Below are 18,253 nucleotides of genomic sequence, written 5' to 3'. Positions count from 1 at the left end.
TATTCCTCTTCTGTTGTGTCCGTTTTGTTATCGTCTCACCACCAGATTTCCGCCTGCGCTCCCACGGCAAACTGATCGTTCTTGCCGTCTTCAAAAATACTGGTGGTATTATTCGCGGCCTTATCCAGGTCAATATCCTTCGCTTTAATATAGGTGGCATAGAAGCGAATTTCCGGGCGCGAGGTCAGCATACTGGTATTGACTTTGAAGGTATGGAACAGCGTGGTCTTGTAGCCGGATTCGTTATATTTCTTGCCGGTAACATCTTTGTTTTGCTGTTTGAAGTATCCCAGCTCGACGCCGGTCTGGTTATATTTATCCCAGATATAAGCCGGTCGCAGAACCGTACGGATAGATTCAAAATCGGAGTGAGCTCCGGTTTCGTAGCTATAGACGTCGTTACCAAAGGAGTAGACGATGGCATTCGCCATAATAACGTCATCGCGTAAATAGGTTTCCCCCTGCGAAGTTAAACGCACAGCGGTGCCATTGGTATGATCGCCATAATAGCGGCCATTAAAGGTGGTATAGGGGCTGGATCCGGCATAGCGCGAGAAGCTGCTGGCAATAGAGTTATTGGCCAGTAAGAAAGAGAATTCGTTGAAGCCGCCGTTAGCCCATTTCTGCGTTAACGAGGCCCCCGTCATCCAGGTATCTTTCCACGGATAATAACCTTCATTGCCCTCTTTATATTTCTCAGAGGAACTTTGGTTGGCGGCGACATAGCGCCCGCTAACCATCAGGCTGGCTTTATCCCACAGCGGAATCTCTTTGTAGCGAACGTCCAGGGTGTTGGTGTTAATTTGCTGCTTATTGCTTAAAGAACGGTCATAATCATCGACATCTTCGCGAATCAACGCGATATCGAATTTTCCGGCGCCCACCTGCCAGTTTTCCAGCCCTACGCCGGCCGCCGCATCGGTTCTCTGCGTTTTCCAGTCCAGCATCTGAATTTCGATTTTTGGCGCCCCGTGTTTGCCGACCCAGAAATCGGCTTCCGGGGCAAACGGCAGGAACCCTTTAGTGTTAACGTACATATCCGAGAACTGGATGTAGTTTTCGCCGCCGGCATTGTCACCAAACCAGCCTGAGGAGTACTGCTGGCCGACGTTCCCGTCGAGCATCACGATGGCATCGACGCGTTTATCGCCTTCCTGAAATACCCGCTGCTTCAGCTGCAGATCGAACCAGCCGGAATATTCGTTGCCCAGGCGACCAAGCGAGCCAATCGCCCATGATTTTGGCGAGCCGTGCGAGGCGGTACCCCAGCCGGAACGGAAGTAGCCGTTATAGCTAAAGCCAATTTCATCTTTCACGAACTTGCTAAAGTCGGTCAGCGTCATCGCGCTGTAGGCTGGCGCGCCATCGGTGACAGGTTGTTGATTTTTAACCAGCACCGCATCCGGTTTAACCGCCGTTTTCGGCCCGGCAGCCGCCACCCCGGTCTTGCGCTTCTGACTTTCCGCAGGCGGAGACCATGAGGCCCAAATCTGGTCTCTTTTTCTCTCCTGGTCCTGATATTTTTTGAGCTCTTTTTGCGTGTCTTTGAGCGCTTTTTCCAGCAGCTCAAGCCGTTGTTCCACCGTCAACGGGCTTGCCAGCAGGTGGGTTGAGTAACAAAGCGGCGCCAGCAAGACTATCGCCGAAGCGATCCTGTTTTTTCTCATCATAATATTCCCTTATATAATCATTGGCGTAAATAAAACACGACAGCAACCCCTATTCCGTGCGGTGCTAATAGCCGTATCCATACCGTTTGATGTCGCAATAGCTATTATTTTTGCGGTTAGACAAAAACAAAAAAACCTGAAGAAGACGATCTGCTTTAACAGATAATCCTCTTCAGGTTTTGCCCGCACATCGCGGTAGCAACCCTCATTCAGCCATTATTGGCCCGCATAAAACAAAAAAACCTGATATCGCCGCCGTGGGGCAATATCAGGTTTTGCCTGCTGTCGCAGTCACAATCCGTTTAAACCACCCTGAGCGTTAAAGCTCAGGAGTGGACGCTGATTGTTACGCGATAAAATGAATAACTCAAACGGGCAGATTGTTAATTGTGACGATAATCTCAGCAATCTCGCTGCCGCCGGGAAAAACATATCTAATTCTGATAAAGCCATTTACCAGAATTAGACAGAATGATTATTACTCTTTCGGATCTTTGCCAGCGAGCAGTTTATCCAGCTCATCGCCGCCAACGTGACGGAAATCCTGACCTTTAACGAAGTAGAAAATATATTCGCAGATATTCTGGCAGCGATCGCCGATACGCTCGATGGAGCGTGCGCAGAACAGCGCCGTCAGGACGCTGGGGATAGTGCGCGAGTCTTCCATCATGTAGGTCATCAGCTGACGCACGATGCCTTCATACTCCTGGTCGACTTTCTTATCTTCACGATAGATACGTACCGCTTCGTCGAGATCCATACGCGCAAATGCATCCAGTACGTCATGCAGCATCTGCACCGTGTGGCGGCCCAGCGATTCGAGGCTCACCAGCAGCGGCTGGTGCTGCTGGGAAAACTTCTCCAGCGCGGTGCGGCAGATTTTATCCGCCACGTCGCCAATACGTTCCAGCTCAGCGATAGTCTTGATGATCGCCATTACCAGGCGCAGGTCGCTGGCGGTCGGCTGGCGCTTGGCGATGATGCGCACGCACGCTTCATCGATCGCCACTTCCATCATGTTGACCTGTTTGTCGCCGTCAATCACGCGTTTCGCCAGATCGCTGTCCTGGTTATGCATGGCGGTGATCGCATCAGAAAGCTGTTGCTCCACCAGCCCCCCCATGGTCATCACCTGGGTGCGGATATACTCCAGTTCAGCGTTGAACTGGCCGGAAATATGTTTGTTAAGATTTAGGTTGTCCATGGTGTCTCCTGATTGCCCAACTGGTGAGAGCCTGAAAGCACAAGGGCAAATCAACCGTAGCGGCCAGTAATATAATCTTCAGTTTGTTTCTTCGCGGGCTTGGTGAACAGGTCGTCCGTGTTGCTGAACTCAATCAGCTCGCCAAGATACATAAATGCCGTATGGTCGGAGCAACGCGCAGCCTGCTGCATGTTGTGAGTCACGATAACGACGGTGTAGTCCTGTTTCAGCTCGGTGATCAGCTCTTCGATACGCCCGGTGGAGATCGGGTCCAGCGCGGAGCACGGCTCATCAAGCAGTAGCACTTCCGGGCGGATCGCGATACCGCGGGCAATGCACAGACGCTGCTGCTGACCACCGGAGAGAGAATACCCGCTCTGGTGCAGTTTATCTTTGGTTTCGTTCCATAATGCGGCTTTGGTCAGCGCCCACTGCACGCGCTCGTCCATATCAGCACGGGACAGCTTTTCAAACAGGCGCACGCCGAAGGCGATATTGTCATAAATGGACATCGGGAACGGCGTTGGTTTCTGGAACACCATGCCAACCTTAGCGCGCAGCAGGGCGATATCCTGGGTGTTGGTCAGAATGTTGTCGCCATCCAGCAGGATCTCGCCTTCCGCGCGCTGCTCCGGATACAGTTCGAACATCTTGTTGAACGTGCGCAGCAGGGTGGATTTACCACAGCCTGACGGACCGATAAACGCCGTCACCTGGTTTTTGGTAATATCCAGGTTGATGTTCTTCAGGGCATGGAATTTGCCGTAGTAGAAGTTCAGGTTACGAACTGAAATCTTACCCGGAGCTGTATTCACCATACTCATCTCTATCTCTTCCTCATTCAGCGCAGCAGTTGCTGCGCCGCAAAAAATTAACCGTGTTTCTTCTTGGCGAAGATAACGCGCGCCAGGATGTTCAGCAGCAAGACGCACAGGGTGATAATCAATACCCCAGCCCATGCCAGTTGCTGCCACTCCGCAAACGGACTCATGGCAAATTTGAAAATGGTCACCGGCAGGTTAGCGATCGGCTGCATCATGTCGGTGCTCCAGAACTGGTTGGACAGCGCGGTGAACAGCAGCGGCGCTGTTTCCCCGGCGATACGGGCGATAGCCAGCAGGATCCCGGTCATAATCCCTGAGACGGAGGCTTTCAGGGTGATCGCCGAGATCATCTTCCACTTCGGCGTCCCCAGCGCATAGGCCGCTTCACGCAGGCTATCCGGCACCAGCTTCAGCATGTTTTCGGTGGTACGAATAACGATAGGCACCTGCAGCAGCGCCAGCGCGATAACGCCCGCCCAGCCCGAGAAGTGCTGCATCTGCGCCACCACGATGGTGTAGACGAACAGGCCGACCACGATAGACGGCGCGGAAAGCAGAATGTCGTTGATAAAGCGGATGATTTCCGCCAGCACCGACTTGCGGCCATACTCCGCCAGATAAATTCCGGCGAGGATACCCAGCGGCGTACCAAAGACGGTTGCCCACAGGATCAGCAGGCCGCTGCCGGCGAGGGCGTTAGCCAGACCACCGCCCGCGGTATTCGGCGGCGGCGTCATTTCGGTGAACAGCGCCAGACTCATGCCGTCGAAGCCGCGGGTTATCGTCGCCATCAGGATCCAGATAAGCCAGAACAAACCAAACGCCATGGTCGCCATCGACAGCGCCAGAGCAATACGGTTCTTCATACGGCGTTTGGCCTGCATCTTGCGACGGGACTCCGCCAGTTCGGCGGTAGTTTGCAATTCAATGGTCGCCATTAGCGTGCCCCCTCATTCTTCGCGAGGCGCATAATCATAAACTTCGACGCTGCCAGAACGATAAAGGTGATAACGAACAGGATCAGACCCAGCTCCATCAGCGCCGCCACGTGCAGGCCGGTTTCCGCTTCGGCGAACTCATTAGCCAGCGCGGAGGTAATACTGTTCCCTGGCATATACAACGAGATGCTGTCGAGCTGGTAGGTGTTGCCGATGATAAAGGTAACCGCCATGGTTTCACCCAGCGCGCGGCCCAGACCGAGCATCACCCCGCCAATCACCCCGTTTTTGGTGAACGGTAAAACGATGCGCCAGATCACTTCCCAGGTGGTGCAGCCGATGCCATAGGCCGACTCTTTCATCATCACCGGCGTCTGTTCGAAAACATCGCGCATGACCGCGGCGATATAAGGGATGATCATGATGGCCAGAATGATGCCAGCGGCGAGGATGCCGATACCAAACGCCGGGCCGGCAAACAGCGCACCGACGAACGGGATGGTCGACAGGACGTTGCCGACCGGCTCCTGGAAGTAAGTCGCAAACAGCGGTGCGAAAATAAACAGGCCCCACATGCCGTACACAATGCTCGGGATTGCCGCCAGCAGCTCAATCGCAATGCCCAGCGGACGCTTGAGCCAGGCGGGGGACAGTTCGGTCAGAAACAGCGCGATGCCGAAGCTCACCGGGACGGCGATCAGCAGCGCGATAAAAGAGGTGACCAGGGTTCCGTAAATCGGGACCAGCGCGCCGAAGATCTCGTTAGGCGCATCCCACTCTTTGGTCCACAAAAAGGCAAAGCCAAACTTTTGAATGCTCGGCCAGGAAGAGATGATCAGGGAAACGATGATGCCGCCCAGCATCAATAGCACAATCAGCGCAGCCAGTTTTACCAGCGCACTGAAAATCATGTCACCCTTTTTCCCCGGAGGGGTAAATGCAGGCTTGGTTGCAGCCATAGATTACTCTTTACGTATTAAAACTTGTTCGAATAAATGCCCGGTGGCGTTGGCTCCCGGGCCTACAGTCTGAACCGTAGGGCGGGCAGCGCCTGAACGCCCCCGCCATCTTCGTCAAAAATCTACTGTTAGTACAGCGCTTTACCGCTGCTGTCTTTGACGTTGGTTTTCCATGCTGCGCGAACCTGCTCTACCACGCTTTCCGGCAGCGTCGCGTAATCCAGCGCATTCGCTTCTTTCCCGCCGTTTTTATACGCCCAGTCGAAGAACTTCAGCACTTCAGCGGTCTGTTCCGGCTTGTTGGTCGCCTTATGTACCAGGATGAAGGTGGTTGAGGTGATCGGCCATGCATTTTCGCCTTTCTGGTTGGTCAGGTCCTGAGCGAAAGACTTGCTCCAGTCAACGCCTTTTGCGGCGTTAGCGAAGTTGTCTTCAGTCGGGCTAACCGGCTTGCCGTCGGCAGAGACCAGTTTGGTGTAGGCCAGGTTGTTTTGCTTGGCATAAGCGTATTCAACGTAACCAATCGAACCCGGCAGACGCTGAACAAAGGCGGCGATACCGTCGTTGCCTTTACCGCCCAGACCGGTTGGCCAGTTAACGGTAGAGCCGGCGCCGATTTTCGATTTCCACTCTTCATTCACTTTGGACAGGTAGCTGGTGAAGACGAAGGAGGTACCGGAACCATCGGCGCGGCGGACCACAGCGATGTTCTGCGACGGCAGCTTCAGGCCCGGGTTGAGTTTAGCGATCGCTTCGTCATCCCATTTTTTAATTTTACCCAGGTAGATATCGCCCAGGGTTTTGCCATCCAGCACCAGTTCGCCGGATTTCACGCCAGGCAGGTTAACCGCCAGTACCACGCCGCCAATCACGGTCGGGAACTGGAACAGACCTTCCTGGGTCAGTTTGTCATCAGCCAGCGGAGCATCAGAAGCACCAAAATCAACGGTGTTGGCAATAATCTGCTTAACGCCACCAGAGGAACCAATACCCTGGTAGTTTACTTTATTGCCGGTTTCTTTCTGATAGGTGTCAGCCCATTTGGCATACACCGGCGCAGGGAAAGTTGCGCCTGCGCCAGTCAGGCTTGCTGCTGCGAAGGCAGAGAAAGCGCTCATCGATAAGGTCGCGGCGACAACTGTTGCGACGGTGGTACGCATAACGTTCATAATGTCTCCTGCTGGGATACGTAAATCATTGTTTCGAGGCTATGGTGAGCAAAATAGGTCAAAGAGGTGACAGTAAAATGTACGAATTATGACAGTTTTATGACAGGTCGAAAGAAGGGATTTTACAGCAAATAATAGTCATACAACTCAGATAGTTATCTGTAATCATGACCGTGCAATGACAGAATAATTTTCTTTTTATGACAGCGAAATCGGACCGCAAAACGTTCGTTTGTCATCTACCACCAGCCAAAATATTGCGCACAAAATCGATGACAAACAGCAAGTGAAAATAAAAAAGGGCCGCCGCCGGCAGCCCTTTGCAAGACAGGATGCTTTACTCAACCGTGACCGATTTCGCCAGGTTACGCGGCTGGTCAACGTCAGTGCCTTTGATCAGCGCGACGTGATAAGCCAACAGCTGCAACGGAACCGTATAGAAGATAGGGGCGATGGTCTCTTCCACATGCGGCATCTCAATGATGTGCATGTTATCGCTACCGTTGAAGCCGGCTTCACCGTCGGCAAAGACATACAGTTCACCGCCGCGGGCACGAACCTCTTCGATGTTGGATTTCAGTTTTTCCAGCAGTTCGTTGTTCGGCGCCACCACGATCACCGGCATTTCCGCATCAATCAGCGCCAGCGGGCCGTGTTTCAGCTCGCCCGCCGCATAGGCTTCCGCGTGAATGTAGGAGATCTCTTTCAGCTTCAGCGCCCCTTCCATAGCGATCGGGTACTGATCGCCGCGGCCAAGGAACAGCGCATGATGCTTATCAGAGAAACGCTCTGCCAGCTGCTCAATACGCTTGTCCTGGGAGAGCATCTGCTCGATACGGTTCGGCAGAGCCTGCAGGCCGTGGACGATATCATGCTCAATAGACGCATCCTGACCTTTCAGTCGCGCCAGTTTCGCCACCAGCATCAACAGCACGGTTAGCTGAGTGGTAAAGGCTTTGGTCGAGGCAACACCGATTTCCGTTCCTGCTTTGGTCATCAGCGCCAGATTGGACTCGCGCACCAGTGACGAGCCCGGCACGTTGCAGATAGCCAGCGAGCCGAGATAGCCTAGCTCTTTCGACAGACGCAGCGCCGCCAGGGTATCGGCGGTTTCACCCGACTGGGAGAGAGTGATCATCAGGCTATTGCGACGCACCGCGGACTTGCGATAGCGGAATTCGGAGGCGATTTCCACATCGCACGGGACGCCGGCTAGTGCTTCGAACCAGTAGCGGGAGACCATACCGGAGTTATAGGACGTCCCACAGGCAACAATCTGAATATGTTCAACCTGAGCCAGCATTTCATTGGCGTTCGGTCCCAGCTCGCTGAGATCCACTTCGCCATGGCTGATGCGCCCGGTCAGGGTGTTCTTAATCGCGTTCGGCTGCTCGAAAATCTCTTTCTGCATATAGTGGCGGTAGATACCTTTATCGCCAGCGTCATACTGCAGATTGGATTCGATCTCCTGGCGATTCACTTGTGCACCGGACTTATCAAAAATCACCACCGAGCGGCGAGTGACTTCGGCAATATCGCCCTCTTCGAGGAAGATAAAGCGGCGGGTCACTGGCAGCAATGCCAGCTGGTCGGAAGCGATAAAGTTTTCGCCCATGCCCAGGCCAATCACCAGCGGGCTACCGGAGCGGGCAGCCAGCAGAGTTCCCGGGTCACGGGTATCCATGATCACCGTACCGTAGGCGCCGCGCAGCTGCGGGATGGCGCGCAGGACAGCTTCACGCAAGGTACCGCCTTGTTCCAGCTCCCAGTGCACCAGATGGGCGATAACTTCGGTATCGGTCTCGGTGACAAAGACGTAGCCGCGAGACTGCAGCAGGGCGCGCAGCGGCTCATGGTTCTCGATGATCCCGTTATGGACCACCACAATGTGTTCAGAAACATGCGGATGCGCATTGCTCTCAGACGGTTCGCCGTGCGTCGCCCAGCGAGTATGGGCGATCCCGGTGCCACCGTGTAACGGTTGCTCTTCTACCGCCTGAGCCAGCATCTGAACTTTACCCAGGCGACGCACGCGGGTCATATGACCTTCGCTGTCGACCACTGCCAGACCGGCAGAGTCATAGCCACGGTATTCCAGACGACGTAAACCTTCGAGAAGGATTTCAGCAATATCACGCTGCGCGACTGCGCCAACAATTCCACACATAGTTAAATTTCCTGATAATGGCGATATGCCATGCGTTGTCGCTGACCTGTATTTGCCCGTTTTCCGGGCGCCCCGAGCCTTGTAGAGAGTGGGGTTATTGTTATGGTACTGCCTGCGGACGGGGATCTATGTTGACCCTCTCATCCTGGTTCGCCGGGGAAATTTCCCCGGCGATAATCCAAATTATTTCTTCTTCACCGGACGCTGCCAGCCCTGCTTATGGACCTGCGGTACGCGGCTCAACACCAGCTCGTTATCGGCGATATTGCGCGTAACGGTGGTCCCGGCGGCGATAGTAACGCCGTTGCCTACCATGACGGGCGCCACCAGCTGAGTATCCGAGCCGACAAAGACATCATCGCCAATAATCGTTTTATGCTTATTCGCGCCATCGTAGTTGCAGGTGATGGTGCCCGCGCCGATATTGACATTATCACCGATCTCCGCATCGCCCAGATAGGTCAGATGACCCGCCTTGGAGCCTTTTCCGAGACGCGCTTTTTTCATTTCCACGAAGTTACCAACGTGGGCGCCTTCCAGCAGTTCGGCGCCCGGACGCAGACGAGCAAATGGGCCGATGGTGCAGGCAGCCTGCAGCTGGGCATCTTCCACCACGCTGTAGGGGCTAATTTCGCAGTCATCGCCGATGGTGCTGTTTTTGATCACGCAGCCGGCGCCGATTTTCACTCGATCGCCCAGCACCACGTTGCCTTCCAGAATAACGTTAGTATCGATCTCTACATCGCGCCCATGCTGCAGCGTACCGCGAAGATCGAAACGCGCCGGATCGCGCAGCATCACGCCCGCCAGCAGCAGCTTTTCCGCCTGCTCAGCCTGGTAGACGCGCTCCAGGCGCGCAAGCTGCAGGCGATTGTTGACGCCTTCGACTTCGCTCAGACGCTGCGGATGCACCGCGACGATCTCGTGCCCTTCCTGGTGCGCCATGGCGATGATATCGGTGATGTAGTATTCGCCCTGAGCGTTGTTATTGGTAAGTTTCGCCAGCCAGCGCTTGAGATCTGCTCCGCCAGCGATCAGGATCCCGGTGTTGATTTCCTGAATCTGGCGCTGCGCTTCGCTGGCGTCTTTATGCTCAACGATACCTGTCACCTGGCCATTTTCACGCGTGATGCGCCCATAACCGGTTGGATCATCCAGCTTCACCGTCAACAGGCCAATACCGCCCTGTGGTTTCGCAGCGCGCAGGCGCTGTAGCGTCTCAACGGAGATCAGCGGCACGTCGCCATAGAGCATCAAAATGTCTTCATCATCATTGAAGAACGGCGCCGCCTGCTGCATGGCGTGCCCGGTACCGAGCTGCTCGGCCTGCAGCACCCAGTTCAGGTTGTCTTCATGCAGCGTCTGACGCAGCAGTTCGCCACCGTGGCCATATACCAGATGTACCGCACTGGCGCCTAAATCGTTAGCAGCATCAATGACATGCTGCACCATTGGCTTCCCGGCCAGGGTATGCAGCACCTTAGGAAGATCGGAATACATGCGGGTCCCTTTGCCTGCGGCAAGGATAACCACGCTCATCGCACTATTTGACATACTCATCCTGACGGTAGTTAGAACGAAAAGTAAAAGCCTTTCACGTTGAAATTTCTACATATTTTTCATCATAAAACGAGACGTGGAGAAAACGTCCAGGCTCACAGCTATCCATCATTTTATGACGCTAATTTTGACCACTGCAAATCAGTTTAACGCTGAAAAAGGAGGGCAGGGAGGGTAATCATTGACTATCTCACTGCTTTTGCTGTTTTTTCGCCACCTGAATAAAGCGGCAGCGGCAGGCAGTTTCAGGCATCCACAGCGGGATGAACCAGGATAAATAGTCGCCAGTCGCTGGCGGGGGAGGGCGGTAAAGTGATTGATGCTATCCATAAAAACGAAAGGCCACCTATCAGGTGACCTTCTTTTCCCGGTTGCACATCGCCTGTGTTGTCGTTTTGATGGGCGATACGTCGTGTAAGCGGGTGGAGATAGCGCGGAACTTAGAAGCTCAGTACGCTAAATTTGGCGATGATTTTATGAAACAGTTTCATGATGATTTCCTGACGCAGGTGCAGTTTAATAACGTTCTTTTTTGTGACGTACATCACATAAAAAGAGTCTACGCCTCCTCATTTAACTAATCAATAACAATTAAGCGGGAATTTTGTTTTCGCTTCATCCGCGGATCTGTGGCGAGCCATAAAAAAAGCCAGTCTGGAAAACCAGACTGGCTTTTTACGTTCAAGCCGGTGTTACATCGCTTTTTTGGTCAACTCGATAACGCGCAGTTTAGCGATCGCTTTGGCCAGTTCCGCAGACGCCTGAGCGTAATCCACATCACCGTGAGAGCTCTTAATGTGCTCTTCCGCTTTGCGTTTCGCTTCCAGCGCTCGCGCTTCGTCGAGGTCCTGACCGCGAATTGCGGTATCCGCCAGAACGGTCACGCTGCCAGGCTGCACTTCAAGAATGCCGCCGGACAGGTAGATAAACTCTTCATGACCGTGCTGTTTAACGATGCGAATCATACCAGGCTTAATGGCGGTGAGCAGCGGCGCGTGGCCCGGGTAAATACCCAGTTCACCTTCGCTACCCGTTACCTGGATTTTTTCGACCAGACCAGAGAACATTTGTTGCTCTGCGCTGACGACGTCCAGGTGGTAAGTCATTGCCATATCACCCTCCGATTAAGGCGTTAAAGTTTTTTGGCTTTTTCCACGGCTTCGTCGATGGAACCGACCATGTAGAACGCCTGCTCTGGCAGGTGATCGTATTCGCCTTCCATGATGCCTTTAAAGCCACGGATGGTGTCTTTCAGCGCCACGTATTTGCCCGGAGAACCGGTAAAGACTTCTGCCACGAAGAACGGCTGGGACAGGAAGCGCTGGATCTTACGCGCGCGAGCTACCACCAGTTTGTCTTCTTCAGACAGTTCGTCCATACCGAGGATGGCGATGATGTCTTTCAGTTCCTGATAACGCTGCAGGATGGACTGAACGCCACGCGCGGTGTCGTAGTGTTCCTGACCAACAACCAGCGGATCCAGCTGACGGCTGGTGGAGTCCAGCGGGTCAACGGCCGGGTAGATACCCAGGGAAGCGATCTGACGGCTCAGTACTACGGTTGCATCTAAGTGAGCAAAGGTAGTCGCTGGGGATGGGTCAGTTAAGTCATCCGCCGGTACGTATACCGCCTGTACGGAGGTGATAGAACCGGTTTTGGTGGAGGTGATACGTTCCTGCAGAACACCCATCTCTTCCGCCAGGGTCGGCTGATAACCTACCGCTGAAGGCATACGACCCAGCAGCGCGGATACTTCAGTACCGGCCAGGGTGTAACGATAGATGTTATCGACGAACAGCAGTACGTCACGACCTTCGTCACGGAATTTCTCAGCCATGGTCAGGCCGGTCAGCGCAACGCGCAGACGGTTTCCCGGCGGCTCGTTCATCTGGCCGTACACCAGGGATACTTTATCGATAACGTTGGAGTCGGTCATTTCGTGGTAGAAGTCGTTACCCTCACGAGTACGCTCACCTACGCCCGCAAACACAGAGTAACCGGAGTGCTCGATCGCGATGTTACGGATCAGCTCCATCATGTTTACGGTTTTACCTACACCCGCACCGCCGAACAGACCAACTTTACCGCCCTTCGCGAACGGACACATCAGGTCGATAACTTTGATGCCGGTTTCCAGCAGTTCCTGAGAGCTGGACAGCTCTTCATAGGACGGTGCCGCGCGGTGGATAGCCCAACGCTCTTCTTCGCCGATGTCGCCTTTCATGTCAACCGGTTGACCCAGTACGTTCATGATACGACCCAGCGTTGCTTTACCTACCGGGACTTCGATCGGGTGCTCGAGGTCTTTTACATCCAGACCACGACGCAGACCATCAGAAGAACCCATGGCGATGGTACGTACGATACCGCCGCCCAGCTGCTGCTGAACTTCCAGCACCAGAACTTCATTACCATTCTGTACCTCAAGGGCTTCGTACACGCGTGGTACGGCATCCTGAGGGAACTCGACGTCGACCACGGCGCCGATTACCTGGACAATCTTTCCAGTAGCCATCTTAAATCCTCTACGAAATAACCTGGTTAAACCGCGGCGGCCCCCGAGACGATCTCGGTGAGTTCCTGAGTAATGCTGGCCTGACGAGCTTTGTTGTATACCAACTGCAGCTCTTTAATCAGGCTGCCGCCATTATCGGTCGCGGCTTTCATCGCCACCATACGGGCGGCCTGCTCGCTGGCCAGGTTTTCAACCACGCCCTGATAAACCTGAGATTCGACGTAGCGGCGCAGGAGGGTATCCAGCAGCGCTTTCGGATCGGGCTCATACAGGTAATCCCAGGATTTGCGTTTCAGATCAGCATCTTCTGATGCCGGTAACGGCAGCAGCTGAGTGATCGTCGGAACCTGAGACATGGTGTTAATAAATTTGTTGCTGACAACGTACAGCTTGTCCAGACGGCCTTCATCATAGGCCTGCAACATCACTTTTACCGGGCCGATCAGTTCGGACAGGGATGGGTTATCCCCCATACCGGTCACCTGTGCAACCACGTTGCCGCCAACGGAGTTAAAGAAAGAGACGCCTTTAGAGCCGATCATTGCGAGGTCGCACTGAACGCCTTTATCGGACCATGCTTTCATTTCCGCCAACAGTTTCTTGAACAGGTTAATGTTCAAGCCGCCGCACAGACCACGGTCGGTCGACACCACCAGGTAGCCCACGCGCTTAACGTCGCGTTCTTCCAGGTAAGGGTGCTTATATTCCAGATTACCGTTCGCAAGGTGACCAATCACTTTGCGCATAGTATCTGCGTAAGGACGGCTGGCCGCCATGCGCTCCTGCGATTTACGCATTTTGGAAGCGGCGACCATCTCCATCGCTTTAGTGATCTTTTGCGTGTTCTGGACGCTTGCGATCTTACTACGTATCTCTTTTGCGCCGGCCATGAGCTTCTCCTCAATGCCTTGCGGCCTGCCCTAAGACAGACCGCCAGACGTTACCAGGACTGGGTTGCTTTGAAGGAATCGAGGATGCCTTTCAGCTTGCCTTCGATTTCGTCGTTATAGCCACCGGACTGGTTAATCTCTTGCATCAGCGGAGCGTGATCACGGTCGACGTAAGCCAGCAGAGCGGCTTCGAAGCTACCGATTTTCGCCAGTTCTACATCAGCCAGGTAACCACGTTCTGCTGCGAACAGAACCAGAGACTGCTGCGCGACGGACATCGGCGCATACTGTTTCTGTTTCAGCAGCTCGGTCACTTTCTGACCGTGGTCCAGCTGTTTGCGGGTTGCATCGTCAAGGTCGGATGCAAACTGGGAGAACGCCGCCAGTTCACGATACTGCGCCAGCGCGGTACGGATACCACCGGACAGTTTCTTCATGATCTTGGTCTGCGCTGCACCACCAACACGGGATACGGAGATACCCGGGTTAACCGCAGGACGAATACCAGCGTTAAACAGGTTAGTTTCCAGGAAGATCTGACCATCGGTAATGGAGATTACGTTGGTCGGAACGAATGCGGAAACGTCACCCGCCTGCGTTTCGATAATCGGCAGCGCGGTCAGAGAACCGGTTTTCCCTTTCACTTCACCTTTGGTGAAGGCTTCAACGTATTCGGCGTTAACACGCGCAGCACGCTCCAGCAGACGGGAGTGGAGGTAGAATACGTCGCCCGGGAACGCTTCACGTCCTGGCGGACGACGGAGCAGCAGGGAGATCTGACGGTAAGCAACAGCCTGTTTAGACAGGTCATCGTAAACGATCAGCGCATCTTCACCGCGGTCGCGGAAGTATTCGCCCATTGCGCAACCGGCGTATGGCGCCAGGTATTGCAGTGCAGCAGATTCAGATGCAGTCGCTACCACCACGATGGTGTTGGCCAGCGCGCCGTGCTCTTCCAGTTTGCGCACCACGTTAGAAATAGTGGAGGCTTTCTGACCGATAGCGACATAGACGCACTTAATGCCGGAATCACGCTGGTTGATGATGGCATCGATGGCCAGCGCCGTTTTACCGGTCTGACGGTCGCCGATGATCAGCTCACGCTGACCACGACCGATTGGGATCATGGCGTCAACGGATTTATAACCGGTCTGTACCGGCTGATCGACCGACTGACGTTCGATTACGCCTGGCGCGATCGCTTCAACAGCGGAGAAACCGTCGTTTTCCAGCGGACCTTTACCATCAATTGGCGCGCCCAGGGTGTTAACCACGCGGCCCAGCAGGCCACGGCCAACCGGAACTTCCAGGATACGGCCAGTACATTTCACCTTCATGCCTTCGGCGAGGTCGGCGTACGGACCCATAACTACCGCACCTACGGAGTCGCGCTCCAGGTTCAGTGCGATTGCGTAACGGTTACCCGGCAGGGAGATCATCTCGCCCTGCATACATTCGGCAAGGCCGTGAATGCGGATAACACCGTCACTTACAGAAACAATAGTACCTTCGTTATGAGCTTCGCTCACAACATTGAACTGAGCAATGCGCTGCTTGATCAGTTCGCTGATTTCGGTGGAATTCAGTTGCATGCTCCAGTCCCCTTAAGACTGCAAGACGTCTGCAAGGCGATCAAGACGGCCGCGTACGCTGCCATCAATGACCATATCACCCGCACGGATGATAATACCTGCCATTACAGACTTATCGATTTTGCAATTCAGCTTAACTTTGCGTGACAGACGTTTTTCCATCGCGCTGACGATCCTGGCAAGCTGTTCATCACTCAGTTGGTTGGCAGATATTACTTCTACCTCTGCGATGGCCTCGCTGGCCGCGCGCAGGTGAATGAATTGCTCAAGAACGTCCGGGAGCACCTTCAGACGATTATTTTCCGCCATCACCTTAATCAGGTTCTGGCCGTTTTCGTCGAGTTGCTCGCCGCAGATAGCGATAAACGCTTCTGAGAGCGTTTCCGGCGCCAAAGCACCGGAGAGAAGCTCTGCCATTTGGTCGTTTTTGGTCACTTCGGCGGCAAACGCCAGCATATCCTGCCAGCGTTCAACACTGTTGTGTTCGACGGCAAAGTCAAAAGCTGCTTTGGCGTAGGGGCGAGCTACCGTTACAAATTCAGACATCAGCCCCTCCCTCCTTACAGTTCAGCGACAAGTTTATCCACGATGTCGCTGTTAGCAGCTTCATCCACGGAACGTTCGATGATCTTCTCGGCGCCAGCAACAGCCAGGATAGCGACCTGCTTACGCAGCTCCTCGCGAGCACGTTTACGCTCAGCATCAATTTCAGCCTGCGCTTGTGCAACGATTTTGGTGCGTTCCTGTTCTGCTTCAGCTTTAGCTTCGTCCAGAATCTGAGAGCGGCGCTTGTTCGCCTGCTCAATGATTACCTGGGCTTCCGCTTTCGCTTTTTTCAGCTGGTCGGTCGCGTTGGCCTGTGCAAGGTCCAAATCTTTCTTAGCGCGTTCTGCAGAAGCTAAACCGTCAGAAATCTCTTTCTGGCGTTTTTCGATGGCAGCCATTAAAGGCGGCCATACGTACTTCATGCAGAACCATACGAAGATAACAAACGCGATGGCCTGGCCGAGGATTGTTGCGTTCATGTTCACAGCACAATACCTCTTTAATTAACTCTGTGGCTTAGGTTTCTAACAACTTACTACGCGACGGCGAACATCACGTACAGACCCAGACCTACAGCGATCATCGGGATAGCATCCACCAGACCCATAACGATAAAGAACTGAGTACGCAGCAGAGGAATCAGATCCGGCTGACGCGCTGCGCCTTCCAGGAATTTACCCCCGAGGATGCCGATACCGATCGCAGCACCGATTGCCGCCAGACCCATCATCACAGCGGCAGCCATGTACAGCAGATCCATATTCAGGTTTTCCATGACAGTCTCCAGTTTGTTTCAGTTAAAACGTAGTAGTGTTGGTAAAAATCAATGCTCTTCAGATGCCATCGACAGATAGACAATCGTCAGAACCATGAAGATGAAGGCTTGCAGCGTAATAATCAGGATGTGGAAAATGGCCCAAGGCACATTCAGAACCCACTGTGACCACCACGGCAGCAGACCAGCAATCAGAATGAAAATCAGCTCACCGGCATACATGTTGCCGAACAGTCGCAGACCGAGAGAAACCGGTTTGGACAGCAGGCTTACCCCTTCAAGGATTAAGTTGACAGGAATGAACGCCCAGTGATTGAACGGCTGCATGGTCAGTTCTTTAACGAACCCACCTACGCCTTTCATTTTGATGCTGTAGAAAATAATCAGGATGAACACGCCAAGCGCCATCGACAGGGTGATGTTCACGTCAGCAGACGGAACCACGCGCAGTGCAGGCAGGCCGAAAATGTGTTCGCCGATGTAAGGAATCAGGTCGATTGGCAGCAGGTCCATCAGGTTCATCAGGAAGACCCAGACGAACACGGTAAGCGCCAGCGGCGCGATGACCTTGCTCTTGCCATGGTACATGTCTTTGACGCTGCCATGGACGAAGCCGATGATCATCTCAATGAAGGTTTGGAATTTCCCTGGTACACCGCTGGTTGCTTTTTTGGCAACGCTACGGAACATGGCCAGGAACAGCAGACCGAGAACCACCGAGAAAAACATGGAGTCAATGTTGAGCGTCCAGAAGGTGGCCGGGGGGTTGTGCGGATCCACCAGCGAGAAAGTACGCAGGTCAATCTGAAGGTTATTCAGATGATGACCTATGTATTCCTGCGGCGTCATATTTTCTGAAGCCATGATGCCTTTTACCCTTTGTTGTTGATTACAGCTGGCGCCAGAACTTGTACCACCAGCACCAAAACCCACGTCACGATCAGCGGCAAAAATACCACTTTTAAAACGGCCAGCGCCATCGCCAGAAGGGCGAAGGTTAGCAACACCTTGAAGGCTTCACCGAAGGCGAAGGTCCAGGCCACGCGGCCTTTTGCTGGTGTATGCGCCTGATGACGCCAGGCAAAAATCATAAATATCAGGTTTGGCAAAACTACTGCCAAACCGCCGCATACTGCGGAAATGCCCCAGAAGGGGTCTTTGAGGCTGAACAGCAGTCCACTTGCTATTACGGCCAGTAACTGAATAAACAGAAGCTTGCGAGCAACGTTTCGACTCAAGAGCGACACTGACATCACGTTTTTACTCCTGCTCCCTTTGAGGTATGTCGCGTGTCGTATAAAACGTCCTTTAAGACGAAGAGTCAAGCATCAAAAAGCGGACAAATTATACGGTGACGCCCCGTGATTTCAAACAATAAGTAGCAAAATAGTGAATAAATGTTTAATTATTTTCCAACGGACAACTTTCCGTGCATTTCAGCGTT

At 53.7% G+C, this 18,253-nt stretch carries 17 protein-coding genes; all 17 read right to left on the bottom strand.

All coding sequences use genetic code 11. From position 1 onward, the window contains the following. Nucleotides 1-35 precede the first annotated feature (35 nt). Nucleotides 36-1,670, bottom strand: coding sequence for a carbohydrate porin (locus tag LGL98_RS25080; RefSeq protein ID WP_136031618.1), 1,635 nt, complete (start codon nucleotides 1,668-1,670; stop codon nucleotides 36-38). A 478-nt stretch (nucleotides 1,671-2,148) separates the two neighbouring features. Next, nucleotides 2,149-2,874: a phosphate signaling complex protein PhoU gene (gene phoU / locus LGL98_RS25075; protein ID WP_004145007.1), complete on the bottom strand. Its 726-nt coding sequence runs from the start codon at nucleotides 2,872-2,874 to the stop codon at nucleotides 2,149-2,151. Nucleotides 2,875-2,924: 50 nt separating this feature from the next. After that, the gene (pstB, locus tag LGL98_RS25070) at nucleotides 2,925-3,698 is read right to left on the bottom strand and encodes a phosphate ABC transporter ATP-binding protein PstB (protein ID WP_004145006.1); all 774 of its coding nucleotides are present in this window, start codon (nucleotides 3,696-3,698) and stop codon (nucleotides 2,925-2,927) included. Between the two features lie 47 nt (nucleotides 3,699-3,745). Beyond that, entirely contained in the window at nucleotides 3,746-4,636 is an 891-nt protein-coding gene (gene pstA, locus LGL98_RS25065; RefSeq protein WP_004151547.1) for a phosphate ABC transporter permease PstA, read from the bottom strand. Next, nucleotides 4,636-5,595, bottom strand: coding sequence for a phosphate ABC transporter permease PstC (gene pstC / locus LGL98_RS25060; RefSeq protein WP_061156293.1), 960 nt, complete (start codon nucleotides 5,593-5,595; stop codon nucleotides 4,636-4,638). Before pstC ends, pstA begins: the two co-directional genes overlap by 1 nt. 128 nt (nucleotides 5,596-5,723) lie before the next feature. After that, on the bottom strand, nucleotides 5,724-6,764 hold the full coding sequence (pstS, locus tag LGL98_RS25055; protein ID WP_004150308.1) for a phosphate ABC transporter substrate-binding protein PstS: 1,041 nt from the start codon (nucleotides 6,762-6,764) through the stop codon (nucleotides 5,724-5,726). A 337-nt stretch (nucleotides 6,765-7,101) separates the two neighbouring features. Further along, nucleotides 7,102-8,931: a glutamine--fructose-6-phosphate transaminase (isomerizing) gene (glmS, locus tag LGL98_RS25050; RefSeq protein WP_136031617.1), complete on the bottom strand. Its 1,830-nt coding sequence runs from the start codon at nucleotides 8,929-8,931 to the stop codon at nucleotides 7,102-7,104. 183 nt (nucleotides 8,932-9,114) lie between these two features. Continuing rightward, a complete protein-coding gene (gene glmU / locus LGL98_RS25045; RefSeq protein ID WP_136031615.1) occupies nucleotides 9,115-10,485 on the bottom strand; it encodes a bifunctional UDP-N-acetylglucosamine diphosphorylase/glucosamine-1-phosphate N-acetyltransferase GlmU in 1,371 nt (456 codons plus the stop codon). A 698-nt stretch (nucleotides 10,486-11,183) separates the two neighbouring features. Next, nucleotides 11,184-11,603: a F0F1 ATP synthase subunit epsilon gene (locus tag LGL98_RS25040; protein ID WP_001251971.1), complete on the bottom strand. Its 420-nt coding sequence runs from the start codon at nucleotides 11,601-11,603 to the stop codon at nucleotides 11,184-11,186. Between the two features lie 20 nt (nucleotides 11,604-11,623). Then, on the bottom strand, nucleotides 11,624-13,006 hold the full coding sequence (gene atpD, locus LGL98_RS25035; protein ID WP_004144997.1) for a F0F1 ATP synthase subunit beta: 1,383 nt from the start codon (nucleotides 13,004-13,006) through the stop codon (nucleotides 11,624-11,626). 26 nt (nucleotides 13,007-13,032) lie between these two features. Then, nucleotides 13,033-13,896 (bottom strand): F0F1 ATP synthase subunit gamma, encoded by an 864-nt coding sequence (gene atpG, locus LGL98_RS25030; RefSeq protein WP_004144996.1) that lies wholly within the window; start codon nucleotides 13,894-13,896, stop codon nucleotides 13,033-13,035. 50 nt (nucleotides 13,897-13,946) lie between these two features. After that, complete coding sequence (atpA, locus tag LGL98_RS25025; protein WP_004144995.1) at nucleotides 13,947-15,488, bottom strand: F0F1 ATP synthase subunit alpha; 1,542 nt, start codon at nucleotides 15,486-15,488, stop codon at nucleotides 13,947-13,949. 12 nt (nucleotides 15,489-15,500) lie between these two features. Then, nucleotides 15,501-16,034, bottom strand: a complete 534-nt coding sequence (atpH, locus tag LGL98_RS25020) for a F0F1 ATP synthase subunit delta (RefSeq protein ID WP_004202307.1) — start codon at nucleotides 16,032-16,034, stop codon at nucleotides 15,501-15,503. 14 nt (nucleotides 16,035-16,048) lie between these two features. Further along, the gene (atpF, locus tag LGL98_RS25015) at nucleotides 16,049-16,519 is read right to left on the bottom strand and encodes a F0F1 ATP synthase subunit B (RefSeq protein ID WP_004107293.1); all 471 of its coding nucleotides are present in this window, start codon (nucleotides 16,517-16,519) and stop codon (nucleotides 16,049-16,051) included. 50 nt (nucleotides 16,520-16,569) lie between these two features. Then, entirely contained in the window at nucleotides 16,570-16,809 is a 240-nt protein-coding gene (atpE, locus tag LGL98_RS25010) for a F0F1 ATP synthase subunit C (protein WP_000429386.1), read from the bottom strand. Between the two features lie 48 nt (nucleotides 16,810-16,857). Further along, the gene (gene atpB, locus LGL98_RS25005; RefSeq protein WP_025711372.1) at nucleotides 16,858-17,673 is read right to left on the bottom strand and encodes a F0F1 ATP synthase subunit A; all 816 of its coding nucleotides are present in this window, start codon (nucleotides 17,671-17,673) and stop codon (nucleotides 16,858-16,860) included. An 8-nt stretch (nucleotides 17,674-17,681) separates the two neighbouring features. Next, complete coding sequence (atpI, locus tag LGL98_RS25000; RefSeq protein WP_136031691.1) at nucleotides 17,682-18,062, bottom strand: F0F1 ATP synthase subunit I; 381 nt, start codon at nucleotides 18,060-18,062, stop codon at nucleotides 17,682-17,684. Between the last annotated feature and the right edge of the window lie 191 nt (nucleotides 18,063-18,253).

Source organism: Klebsiella africana (genome assembly GCF_020526085.1).
In the GTDB taxonomy this organism is placed as follows: Bacteria; Pseudomonadota; Gammaproteobacteria; order Enterobacterales; family Enterobacteriaceae; genus Klebsiella; species Klebsiella africana.
The sequence above is the reverse complement of the archived record's forward strand: the minus strand, read 5'-3'. Positions and strand labels throughout refer to the sequence as shown.

What these genes read in the sequence shown, in the direction of transcription:
- LGL98_RS25080 (WP_136031618.1), bottom strand. Translation starts at nt 1,670, where the DNA reads ATGATGAGAAAAAACAGGATCGCTTCGGCGATAGTCTTGCTGGCGCCG.
- phoU (WP_004145007.1), bottom strand. Translation starts at nt 2,874, where the DNA reads ATGGACAACCTAAATCTTAACAAACATATTTCCGGCCAGTTCAACGCT.
- pstB (WP_004145006.1), bottom strand. Translation starts at nt 3,698, where the DNA reads ATGAGTATGGTGAATACAGCTCCGGGTAAGATTTCAGTTCGTAACCTG.
- pstA (WP_004151547.1), bottom strand. Translation starts at nt 4,636, where the DNA reads ATGGCGACCATTGAATTGCAAACTACCGCCGAACTGGCGGAGTCCCGT.
- pstC (WP_061156293.1), bottom strand. Translation starts at nt 5,595, where the DNA reads ATGGCTGCAACCAAGCCTGCATTTACCCCTCCGGGGAAAAAGGGTGAC.
- pstS (WP_004150308.1), bottom strand. Translation starts at nt 6,764, where the DNA reads ATGAACGTTATGCGTACCACCGTCGCAACAGTTGTCGCCGCGACCTTA.
- glmS (WP_136031617.1), bottom strand. Translation starts at nt 8,931, where the DNA reads ATGTGTGGAATTGTTGGCGCAGTCGCGCAGCGTGATATTGCTGAAATC.
- glmU (WP_136031615.1), bottom strand. Translation starts at nt 10,485, where the DNA reads ATGTCAAATAGTGCGATGAGCGTGGTTATCCTTGCCGCAGGCAAAGGG.
- LGL98_RS25040 (WP_001251971.1), bottom strand. Translation starts at nt 11,603, where the DNA reads ATGGCAATGACTTACCACCTGGACGTCGTCAGCGCAGAGCAACAAATG.
- atpD (WP_004144997.1), bottom strand. Translation starts at nt 13,006, where the DNA reads ATGGCTACTGGAAAGATTGTCCAGGTAATCGGCGCCGTGGTCGACGTC.
- atpG (WP_004144996.1), bottom strand. Translation starts at nt 13,896, where the DNA reads ATGGCCGGCGCAAAAGAGATACGTAGTAAGATCGCAAGCGTCCAGAAC.
- atpA (WP_004144995.1), bottom strand. Translation starts at nt 15,488, where the DNA reads ATGCAACTGAATTCCACCGAAATCAGCGAACTGATCAAGCAGCGCATT.
- atpH (WP_004202307.1), bottom strand. Translation starts at nt 16,034, where the DNA reads ATGTCTGAATTTGTAACGGTAGCTCGCCCCTACGCCAAAGCAGCTTTT.
- atpE (WP_000429386.1), bottom strand. Translation starts at nt 16,809, where the DNA reads ATGGAAAACCTGAATATGGATCTGCTGTACATGGCTGCCGCTGTGATG.
- atpB (WP_025711372.1), bottom strand. Translation starts at nt 17,673, where the DNA reads ATGGCTTCAGAAAATATGACGCCGCAGGAATACATAGGTCATCATCTG.
- atpI (WP_136031691.1), bottom strand. Translation starts at nt 18,062, where the DNA reads ATGTCAGTGTCGCTCTTGAGTCGAAACGTTGCTCGCAAGCTTCTGTTT.